The organism is Citrobacter sp. wls827, from assembly GCF_005280875.1.
Taxonomy (GTDB): domain Bacteria; phylum Pseudomonadota; class Gammaproteobacteria; order Enterobacterales; family Enterobacteriaceae; genus Citrobacter; species Citrobacter youngae.
The window spans coordinates 641237-652231 of record NZ_SZWR01000010.1; the positions used below are offsets into that span (position 1 = coordinate 641237).

Sequence of the window (10995 nt, forward strand, 5' to 3'; positions counted from 1 at the left end):
TGTCCTGGTTGACTCATCCTGCCAAACTAGCGGACCACGAATAAGGAGCCACTATGTTCTTAATTAATGGCCGTGAGCAGGATATGCTGGCTGCAAGCGATCGGGCGACGCAGTTTGGCGATGGCTGCTTTACCACTGCGCGTATTACCGACGGCGAAATTTGCTTTTTTGCAGCGCATCTCCAGCGTTTACAGGACGCATGCCAAACATTGTTTATCCCCTTCGATAAGTGGTCAGAACTGCAAGCTGAAATGGGAAAACTGGCAGCAGGGCACGCGCGTGGCGTACTGAAAGTGATTATCAGTCGTGGCAGTGGCGGTCGCGGTTACAGTGGGGCAAGCTGTCATGAGCCGACCCGTATCCTCTCCGTCTCAGTTTACCCTGCGCATTATGATAGCTGGCGAAAACAAGGTATCGTGCTGGCGTTAAGTCCTGTTCGTCTGGGGCGCAATCCGATGCTTGCCGGGCTTAAACATTTGAATCGACTCGAGCAGGTGTTGATTCGCTCTCATCTTGAGCAGACGGACGCCGATGAAGCACTGGTTCTTGACAGTGAGGGATGGGTTACGGAATGCTGTGCGGCTAATTTGTTCTGGCGTAAGGGCGATGTGGTTTACACTCCCCGGCTGGATCAGGCCGGCGTGAACGGCATTATGCGACAATTCTGTATCCGGACGCTGGCACAATCGCCGTTCAGTATTGTCGAAAAGTATGCCGGGTTGGAAGAGGTTATGCAGGCCGATGAAATCGTCGTCTGTAATGCGTTAATGCCTCTTATTCCCGTGCGTGCCTGTGGCGACACGCTGCTGTCATCACGTTTGTTATTCGATTTTTTAGCCCCACTTTGTGAGCACCCGAATTAGTCATGAAAAAACTGTTACTCGTTGTCCTGTTATTACTGGTTGTGCTGGGCATTGCCGCGGGAGTGGGAATGTGGAAAGTTCGCCATCTGGCGGACAGTAAGTTATTGATTAAAGAAGAGACGATTTTTACGCTGAAAGCGGGTACGGGCCGCCTGGCTCTCGGCGAACAGCTGTATGCGGACAAGGTTATCAATCGCCCGCGCGTGTTCCAGTGGCTGCTACGTGTGGAACCCGACCTGTCGCATTTTAAAGCCGGAACCTACCGTTTTACGCCCGACATGACGGTGCGGGACATGCTGCAACTGCTGGAAAGCGGTAAAGAGGCACAGTTCCCGTTGCGCCTGGTTGAAGGGATGCGCCTGAGTGATTACCTCAAACAACTGCGCGATGCGCCGTATATCAAGCATACGCTGAGAGATGATAACTACGAGACCGTTGCCCAGGCGCTGAAGCTGGAAAACCCGCAATGGGTGGAAGGCTGGTTCTGGCCAGATACCTGGATGTACACCGCGAATACCACCGACGTGGCGTTGCTAAAACGTGCGCATCAAAAAATGGTTAAAGCGGTGGACACCGTCTGGGAAAGTCGTGCTGACGGCTTGCCGTATAAAGACAAAAATCAACTGGTGACGATGGCCTCAATTATTGAGAAAGAGACCGCCGTTGCCAGTGAGCGTGATCAGGTGGCCTCGGTCTTTATTAACCGCTTACGTATCGGTATGCGGTTACAGACCGATCCGACCGTGATTTACGGTATGGGGGCACGGTATAATGGCAAATTATCGCGTGCGGATCTGGAAATGCCGACAGCCTATAACACTTATACCATCACAGGTTTGCCGCCGGGCCCGATTGCCATGCCGGGTGAGGCTTCGTTGCAGGCCGCAGCGCATCCGGCCAAAACGCCGTATCTCTATTTCGTGGCTGACGGTAAAGGCGGCCACACGTTTAACACTAATCTTGTCAGCCACAACCGCTCCGTGCAGGATTATCTGAAAGTGCTTAAGGAAAAAAATGGGCAGTAACTATATCGTTATCGAGGGCCTGGAAGGCGCCGGAAAAACTACTGCGCGTAATGTGGTGGTAGAGACTCTTGAGCAACTCGGGATTCGCGACATGGTATTTACCCGCGAGCCCGGTGGAACGCAGCTTGCGGAGAAATTAAGAAGTCTGGTGTTGGACATTAAATCGGTCGGCGATGAGGTGATTACCGATAAAGCCGAAGTCCTGATGTTTTATGCCGCGCGCGTACAACTGGTTGAAACGGTGATTAAGCCGGCGCTGGCAAAAGGCGCATGGGTTATTGGCGATCGTCACGATCTGTCGACCCAGGCGTATCAGGGCGGCGGACGAGGCATCGATCAACACATGCTGGCAACACTGCGTGATGCCGTGCTTGGTGATTTTCGCCCTGACCTGACTCTGTATCTGGATGTGACACCTGAGGTAGGACTAAAACGCGCTCGAGCACGTGGCGAACTGGATCGTATTGAACAGGAGTCTTTCGATTTCTTTAATCGCACCCGCGCACGCTACCTTGAACTGGCTGCCCAAGACGCCAGCATTCGTACAATTGATGCAACACAGCCGCTTGATGTCGTGATGGAGGATATCCGCACTACCATCACCGAGTGGGTGAAGGAGCAGGGCGCATGAAATGGTATCCATGGTTACGACCGGATTTTGAAAAACTGGTAGCCAGCTACCAGGCGGGTCGTGGTCACCATGCGCTACTGATTCAGGCGTTACCCGGCATGGGTGACGACGCGCTGATTTACGCTCTTAGCCGCTATTTAATGTGCCAGCAGCCAGAAGGACATAAAAGCTGCGGACAGTGCCGTGGCTGTCAATTGATGCAGGCAGGTACACACCCGGACTACTATTCGTTGCTGCCGGAAAAAGGCAAAAGCACGCTGGGTATTGATGCGGTACGTGAAGTCAGCGAGAAGCTGTACGAGCATTCACGCCTTGGCGGTGCGAAAGTGGTGTGGATCCCGGATGCCGCTCAGTTAACCGATGCCGCCGCCAATGCGTTGCTGAAAACGCTGGAAGAACCGCCCGCGCAAACCTGGTTTTTCCTTGCCAGCACAGAGCCAGCTCGCCTGCTGGCGACATTACGTAGCCGCTGCCGGTTACACCATCTTGCGCCGCCGCCTGAGTCGTATGCAATTTCCTGGCTTGCCCGTGAAGTAACAGCGTCGTCAGAAGCGTTGTTGAGCGCGTTACGCCTTAGTGCAGGTTCGCCCGGTGCGGCACTCTCGCTGTTACAGGCCGAAAGCTGGGCGCACCGGACCGACTTCTGTGCGGCACTGGCGAACACATTGCAGTCCGACGACTGGTATATCCTGTTGGCAGCACTCAACCATGAGCAAGCTGCGACCCGTTTACACTGGCTGGCAACGTTGTTTACAGATGCCCTCAAACGTCCGTATGGTGTTGCCCATTTAACCAATCCTGATGCTCTGACGTTGATATCGTCCATCGCTGAGCGGTTATCCGTCGCGCAGATACAGGCGATACTCGGTGACGTTTGTCACTGTCGTCAGCAATTGCTGAACGTGACAGGCGTAAACCGTGAACTGGTATTAACCGATCTTATTCTCCGTACTGAGCATTATCTGCAACCAGGCACCATACTGCCTGTTCCCCATCTTTGAGAGAGACATTATGTTTTTAGTCGACTCGCACTGCCATCTTGATGGCCTGGATTATCAATCTCTGCATAAGGACGTGGATGACGTGCTGGCGAAAGCGGCCGCACGCGATGTGAAATTCTGCCTTGCCGTTGCCACCACGCTATCGGGGTACCGCAGTATGCGCGAACTGGTTGGTGAGCGTGACAATGTGGTTTTCTCATGTGGTGTTCATCCGCTAAACCAGGATGAAACCTATGATGTCGAGGATTTGCGTCGTTTTGCCGCCGAAGAGGGCGTAGTTGCGATGGGTGAAACGGGGTTGGACTATTTTTACACCCCGGAAACTAAAGTTCGCCAACAGGAATCATTCATCCACCACATCCAGATTGGCCGTGAGTTACACAAGCCGGTTATTGTTCATACCCGCGATGCGCGTGCTGATACGCTGTCAATTCTGCGCGAAGAAAAAGTGACGGATTGTGGCGGCGTACTACACTGTTTTACAGAGGACAGGGAAACTGCGGGTAAATTGCTGGATCTCGGATTTTATATCTCGTTTTCTGGCATCGTCACGTTCCGTAATGCTGAACAGCTTCGTGATGCTGCGCGTTATGTTCCGCTGGATCGTTTGTTAGTTGAGACTGATTCCCCATACCTTGCGCCCGTGCCGCATCGCGGAAAAGAGAATCAGCCAGCCATGGTTCGTGATGTCGCCGAGTACATGGCCGTATTGAAAGGTGTTGCCGTTGAAGAACTGGCGCAAATCACCACAGATAACTTTGCCCGCCTGTTTCACATCGACGCCTCTCGCCTGCAATCAGTACGCTAACTGAGTTTTTTTAAAGCTCGTAATTAATAAACAAAGCGAGTAAAGTTCACCGCCATTAAATGGGCGGTGAATAACCAGTTGGAAACATTCAGATACTCATTTTATCGGAATGTGCGAGTTTTTCGGCCATCCACAGCTGAATTGTGATAGCCGTCAAACAAAAACGAACTGAATTATTTTACTCTGTGTAATAAATAAAGGGTACTTAGATACCCTGTCCACGGCGAGGTTCTCCCCCCTCGCCAATGCGTGAGAACGTAGAAAAGCACAAATACTCAGGAGCACTCCTAATTATGTTTAAGAATGCATTTGCTAACCTGCAAAAGGTCGGTAAATCGCTGATGCTGCCGGTATCCGTACTCCCTATCGCAGGTATCCTGCTGGGCGTCGGTTCCGCTAACTTCAGCTGGCTGCCAGCCGTTGTATCGCACGTAATGGCAGAAGCCGGCGGTTCTGTTTTTGCGAACATGCCGCTGATTTTCGCTATCGGTGTTGCGTTAGGCTTCACCAACAACGACGGCGTATCCGCTCTGGCATCCGTTGTTGCTTACGGCATCATGGTCAAGACCATGGCTGTTGTTGCGCCGTTGGTTCTGCATTTACCTGCTGAAGAGATCGCCGCTAAACACCTTGCTGATACGGGTGTTCTCGGGGGGATTATCTCCGGTGCGATTGCAGCGTATATGTTCAACCGCTTCTACCGTATCAAATTGCCTGAGTATCTGGGCTTCTTTGCCGGTAAGCGCTTCGTTCCTATTATTTCTGGTCTGGCTGCCATCTTCACAGGTGTGGTTCTGTCCTTCATTTGGCCGCCGATCGGTACTGCTATTCAGACGTTCTCCCAGTGGGCTGCATACCAGAACCCGGTCGTGGCGTTCGGTATCTATGGCTTCATTGAGCGCTGCCTGGTGCCGTTTGGTCTGCACCATATCTGGAACGTTCCATTCCAGATGCAGATCGGTGAATACACCAACGCTGCAGGCCAGGTTTTCCACGGCGACATCCCTCGCTATATGGCGGGTGACCCGACTGCGGGCAAACTGTCCGGTGGCTTCCTGTTCAAAATGTACGGTCTGCCGGCTGCTGCTATCGCTATCTGGCATTCTGCTAAACCAGAAAACCGCGCGAAAGTGGGCGGTATCATGATCTCCGCTGCGTTGACCTCGTTCCTGACCGGTATTACCGAGCCGATCGAGTTCTCCTTCATGTTCGTGGCGCCGATCCTGTACATCATCCACGCTATCCTGGCTGGTCTGGCATTCCCGATTTGTATTCTGCTGGGTATGCGCGACGGTACATCATTCTCCCACGGTCTGATCGACTTTATCGTTCTGTCCGGTAACAGCAGCAAACTGTGGCTGTTCCCGATTGTCGGTATCGGTTATGCGATCGTGTACTACACCATTTTCCGTGTGTTGATCAAAGCGCTGGACCTGAAAACGCCGGGTCGTGAAGATGCGACTGAAGACAACAAAGCGGGCGCGACTGGCGAAATGGCGCCGGCCCTGGTTGCCGCGTTCGGCGGTAAAGAAAACATCACTAACCTCGACGCGTGCATCACGCGTCTGCGCGTCAGCGTTGCTGATGTTGCCAAAGTGGATCAGGCTGGCCTGAAGAAACTGGGTGCGGCGGGCGTTGTTGTCGCGGGTTCTGGTGTTCAGGCTATTTTCGGTACCAAGTCCGATAACCTGAAAACTGAAATGGATGAGTACATCCGTAACAGCTAAGCAGTAATACGTTGGGGAGAACTAAGGCAGCCTGCGGGCTGCCTTTTTTATTGCCTTAATTGGCCTGAACGCGAATCGGCGCGGTGGCGGCGAACAGCCACGGACGAGCCTCTGCGTTCACGCGGGGGGATAACGTCTCTCTGACCTGCTGGTGGTAATCATCAATCCACTGTTTTTCTGCATCGCTGAGCAAATGCAGTTCAACCAGATTCAAATCAATCGGCACCAGCGTCAGCGTTGAGAAACGACAGAAGCCAGGGCGACTGTTGATAATCTCCACCTGATTCTCAATACGGATCCCATATTGTCCGGCCAGATAATAACCCGGCTCGATGGTAATGATATTGCCCGCAACCAGAGGCCAGGGGTTTACTTTTTTGGCGATGCGATGGGGTTGCTCATGGATGAGTAACTGATGACCCACACCGTGGCCGGTACCGTGATCAAAATCCAGACCTAAATCCCACAATGCCCGACGACTAAAGGCATCCAGTTGATGTCCCTGAGTACCGGTGGGAAACTGCAGTGAGATAAGCGACAAAAAGCCTTTCAACACGGCGGTGTAATGCAGACGACGCTGCGGATCCTGTGGACCAAAGGCGAGCGTTCTTGTTGTATCCGTAGTGCCATTTTGATACTGGCCGCCGGAATCATTCAGGTACATTGCCTGTGTGGTGATGGGGGTGTTTGTTTTCTCGCTGGAATGGTAATGACACATCGCCGCATTGCTGGCAGAGGCGGAAATAGTACTGAAACTTTGCTCTATAAATCCTGGCTGCTGCTGGCGAAACGCCAGCTGCTTGGCTTGTGCTTCCAGTTCAGTGACAGGATTTCCTGCTGCCTCGCGCAGCGGAACCTCATGCGCCAGCCAGGCCAGAAAGTTTACCCATGCGGCGCCATCCTGTTCATGGCATTCCCGATACCCTGCCAGTTCAACATCATTTTTATGAGCTTTAATCAATGTGATGGGGTCGGGGGTCCAGAGAACCTCTCCTCCGTTTTGTTCAATGGCGAACCGCAGCGCGACTGGCGCATAGTCTTTATCAACCAGGAAACGCTTTCCTTGGGCAAGTTGCTGGCAGCGCGGAAGAAAGTTTTCTTGCGGGGCCAGCGTGATCATCTCCAGTAACGATGCAGGCAGCTGCTGCGTCTTATTATTATCAACAAACCACTCCAGTTCGCCGCTGCGATGGAGCAGGGCAAACGAAAACGGCACTGGCACCATAGCCAGATCCGAACCGCGCACATTCAGCAGCCAGGCGATGTTATCCGGCAGCGTGATCGCCAGCACGTCGGCCTGATGCTGGGCCAGTTGTTCCACTATTCGTTCGCGCTTATGTGCGCTGCTTTCGCCGCTTATCTCAACGGGCATTTCACGAATTACACCACAGGGGGCGGCTGGACGGTCGAGCCAGATCTGGTCGAAGGGATCGCGTTCCATCGGAACCAGTTTGCAGTGAGTGGCCGACAGTGCTTCAAATTGGCTGTTGACCATCAGCAGAGGTTCAAAGCCGATACGCGCACCAGAGGTGACGTAAGCCTGCAAGTAGTCGGCCAGAGGTTCCTCGTGCAAATGATGGATTTCAAAATCATCGAGAGAGACTTCGTTACGCACCTGGACCTGATAGCGCCCATCGACAAACATCAGCGCGCGATCGCGAAGTACCAATGCAAGACCAGCGGAACCGCTAAAGCCGGTGAGCCAGGCCAGTTTATTGTCATGTGGCGTACAATCTTCACTTTGGTGAGCGTCGGCGCGCGGAACAATCATGCCATCCAGTCCCTGCGCTAACAGCAGACTGCGCAGGGCGGAAAGAGGAGTTGAGTTGTGCATAGTTACCTTCAGGCCTTAACGGAACGGCGGTTCGTTGAACGTACGTAATTTACGGGAGTGCAGTCGGTCGCCTTCAGCACGCAGACGGTCGATAGCCCGGATACCTATTTGCAGGTGTTCAGAAATGGCACCTTCATAAAAACGGTTGGCCTGACCAGGCAGTTTGATCTCGCCATGCAGTGGTTTGTCGGAAACACATAGCAGCGTGCCGTAAGGGACGCGGAAGCGGTAGCCCTGAGCGGCGATGGTGGCGCTCTCCATATCGATAGCTACCGCGCGGCTGAGGTTAAAACGTAGCGCAGAAGCGGAATAGCGTAGCTCCCAGTTACGGTCGTCGGTGGTGACGACGGTTCCGGTACGTAAACGCTGCTTAACCTCTTCGCCGGGCATGCCGCTGACTTCTTTGGTAGCGTCATACAGGGCGCGTTGCACTTCCGCAATGCTCGGAATCGGAATATCCGGCGGCAATACGGCATCCAGTACATGGTCGTCACGCAGATAAGCGTGGGCCAGAACATAGTCGCCAATTGCCTGACTTTCACGCAGACCGCCGCAATGTCCAATCATCAGCCAGACGTCAGGACGCAGTACGGCCAGATGATCGCAAATGGTTTTGGCGTTAGAGGGGCCGACGCCGATATTAACCAGCGTGATCCCCTGACCGTCGGTGGTAATTAAATGCCAGGCGGGCATCTGGTGTTTTTTCCACGCCAGATCGGAGATGGCCTCTTCCGGCGCTTCAGTTTCCGCGGTGATCCAGATCCCGCCCGCGCATGACAGCGCGATATACGGGCTGTCCGGATCGAGGATCTGGCTGCAACCCCAGCGCACGAACTCATCGACGTAGCGGGTGTAGTTGGTGAACAGTACAAAGGGCTGAAAGTGCTCAACCGGCGTTCCCGTGTAGTGACGCAGTCGCGCCAGCGAGAAATCGACTCGTCGCGCGTCGAAGTGCGACAACGGGGAGAACTCCGCCGGATGATAGGTACCATCCGCAGTTTCATCGCCAATCTGTGACAGCTCGGTGGTCGGAAAATGGCGCGTCAATCCGGCGCTCATCGAGCGGTCGAGCGTCAGTTCAGAGCCGTCAATGACATACGGATAGGGAATTTCATGTTGCGACGGCTCGACGGAAATATGCGCATCATAATCCTGATACAGCAGCGTCAGTTGTTCTTCAAGATAAGGGCGAAAAAGCGACGGGCGGGTGATGGTTGTGGTATAGCAGCCTGCATGGGTAAAACGGCCATAGGCGCGGGTTTTGGGGGGATTGGTGGCGCTGCCATCCCAGGTGACACAAAGCGATGGGTAAACAAAAAGACCGTTTTGGCGGGCGATGTCGTCAGGGAGCGTCCCTGTTTCAATATACTTACCAATGGCGCTACGCAGTGCTTTAACCGACTGCTCGTACAGCGCGTCCAGTTTATCCAATGCCTGAGCCGGGGTCAGGCTGGAGCCCTTATTGTTCATGTCTGTCTCCTTGTTCCACAGATGTACTGCTCTCCCGATAGTATGTCACAGGAATGTGAAACAAAAGTCAGACGTTGAGGAAGATTATGCGAAGACCCGATGGCCTTCGCATAAAGGTTTACGCGTGTTGCTTATCTCTCATCAGCATTGCGGTCACGGCCGAAATAAGGCATCCGGCCATCAGGTAAATGGCAACGCTGTGCCAGTCGCCACCGGAGAAAGTCACTAATGCAGCGGCAATAAAAGGCGTAAAACCACCGCCGACAACGCTGGCAACCTGATAACCCACGCCTGCGCCACTGTAGCGATAGCTTGCGCCAAACAGGCCGGTAAACATAGGCTGCTGTACGCAGACCACCATATCGTGCGCAATGTTGGCCAGCATAATCGCGAAGAACACTATCCAGAAAATGGACTGCGCTTCCAGCGCCATGAAGAATGGGAAGGCGCTCAGCGTACCGACCAGCGCACCGGTAATATAGACGCGCCGACGGCCAAAGCGATCGGCAAGCCAGGCAAAGCAGGGGATGGTCAAACAACTCAGCCCACCAACCAGTAACCCGATATTCAGAAACAATTCGCGCGGCAACCCCAGGTTCTGCGTGGAGTAGTTGAGAGCAAATGCGGTGACGATGTACATCGTCAGGAGCTCACACAGACGCAGGGCGATAATTTTCAGAAATGCTCCTGGGTGACGGGTGAGCGCCTCGATAACCGGCAGCCGCTTTTTCACCGGTTGAGGGGCCTGTTTTTGCTGTTCGAATTCAGCCGATTCATCCATTCTGTTGCGCATCCACAACGCGCCCAGAACCAGCACAATGCTGAACAGGAACGGAATGCGCCAGCCCCAGCTCAGGAACTGCTCATCGGTTGTTTGCGAGCTAATCAACGAGACCAGCCCCGTAGAGAGCAGTAGCCCGACGCCGTAACCGACCTGAACGCCGCTACTGTAGAAGGCTTTTTTATTTTTCGGCGCGCTTTCGACCGAGAGCAACGCCGCGCCACCCCATTCACCGCCAACGGCGAATCCCTGAACGGCGCGCAGCGTCACCAGTAGCACAGGAGCCCACCAGCCAATGGTGTCAAAAGAGGGAATAATCCCGATCAGCGCAGTGGCAATACCCATCATCCAGACGGTAAGCATCAACATACGTTTGCGGCCCAGACGATCGCCGAAGTGGCCGAAGATTATCCCGCCTAACGGACGGAACAAAAATCCGACGCCAAAGGTGGCGAATGCGGCAAGTGTTCCCATCGCCGGACTAACCTGCGGGAAAAACTCGCGATTAAAGACCAGCGCGGCGGTGATGCCATAAAGCAGAAAATCATACCAGTCGACTACGGCACCCGCGAAGCTGCCGAGTGCGGCACGTCGGGCACGGTTAAGCGATGAGGTGTCCTGCTGGGGACCCGTGGAGGTGAGGGTGGAATCCATAGTTATCCTGTCTGTACTGTTTTTTAATTATTAGTATTGGAGTTAGGTTACGCACATTGCAGTCGAGGTTAAACGACTGTAATGAGACTACCGCGACAGACGAGAAGATAAAACGATTTTATCCCTTACAAGAGGACAAGATGAAAAATAAGACGATTGAAGAAATTAATAAGCAAAAAGCCCGCTTAAGTTTCCTTAAGC

Annotated in this window: 9 protein-coding genes; 6 read left to right on the forward strand and 3 right to left on the reverse strand. The window is 53.5% G+C overall.

Translation table 11 applies throughout. The features are described 5' to 3' along the window. The first annotated feature begins 53 nt into the window (after positions 1–53). From pabC to ptsG, 6 genes are all read left to right on the forward strand, one after another. Positions 54–863 carry an aminodeoxychorismate lyase gene (pabC, locus tag FDX03_RS06480; protein WP_137345649.1) on the forward strand — a complete coding sequence of 270 codons (810 nt, stop codon included), beginning with the start codon at positions 54–56 and terminating at the stop codon, positions 861–863. Between the two features lie 2 nt (positions 864–865). Further along, entirely contained in the window at positions 866–1888 is a 1023-nt protein-coding gene (gene yceG, locus FDX03_RS06485; protein WP_137345650.1) for a cell division protein YceG, read from the forward strand. Then, positions 1878–2519, forward strand: a complete 642-nt coding sequence (gene tmk, locus FDX03_RS06490; RefSeq protein WP_048211240.1) for a dTMP kinase — start codon at positions 1878–1880, stop codon at positions 2517–2519. Before yceG ends, tmk begins: the two co-directional genes overlap by 11 nt. Then, positions 2516–3520 (forward strand): DNA polymerase III subunit delta', encoded by a 1005-nt coding sequence (gene holB / locus FDX03_RS06495; protein ID WP_048211241.1) that lies wholly within the window; start codon positions 2516–2518, stop codon positions 3518–3520. The genes tmk and holB overlap by 4 nt, the downstream gene beginning before the upstream one ends. Positions 3521–3530: 10 nt before the next feature. Next, complete coding sequence (locus FDX03_RS06500; RefSeq protein WP_048211242.1) at positions 3531–4328, forward strand: metal-dependent hydrolase; 798 nt, start codon at positions 3531–3533, stop codon at positions 4326–4328. A gap of 293 nt (positions 4329–4621) precedes the next feature. After that, positions 4622–6055 carry a PTS glucose transporter subunit IIBC gene (ptsG, locus tag FDX03_RS06505; protein ID WP_005128998.1) on the forward strand — a complete coding sequence of 478 codons (1434 nt, stop codon included), beginning with the start codon at positions 4622–4624 and terminating at the stop codon, positions 6053–6055. Between the two features lie 55 nt (positions 6056–6110). On the opposite strand, the gene FDX03_RS06510 is transcribed toward ptsG, so the two are convergent. The 3 genes from FDX03_RS06510 to shiA form a co-directional block, all read right to left on the reverse strand. Continuing rightward, positions 6111–7889, reverse strand: coding sequence for an aminopeptidase P family protein (locus FDX03_RS06510; protein ID WP_137345651.1), 1779 nt, complete (start codon positions 7887–7889; stop codon positions 6111–6113). A gap of 15 nt (positions 7890–7904) precedes the next feature. Beyond that, a complete protein-coding gene (locus FDX03_RS06515) occupies positions 7905–9359 on the reverse strand; it encodes an AMP nucleosidase (protein ID WP_137345652.1) in 1455 nt (484 codons plus the stop codon). A gap of 118 nt (positions 9360–9477) precedes the next feature. Further along, positions 9478–10794: a shikimate transporter gene (gene shiA, locus FDX03_RS06520; protein ID WP_061068116.1), complete on the reverse strand. Its 1317-nt coding sequence runs from the start codon at positions 10792–10794 to the stop codon at positions 9478–9480. Between the last annotated feature and the right edge of the window lie 201 nt (positions 10795–10995).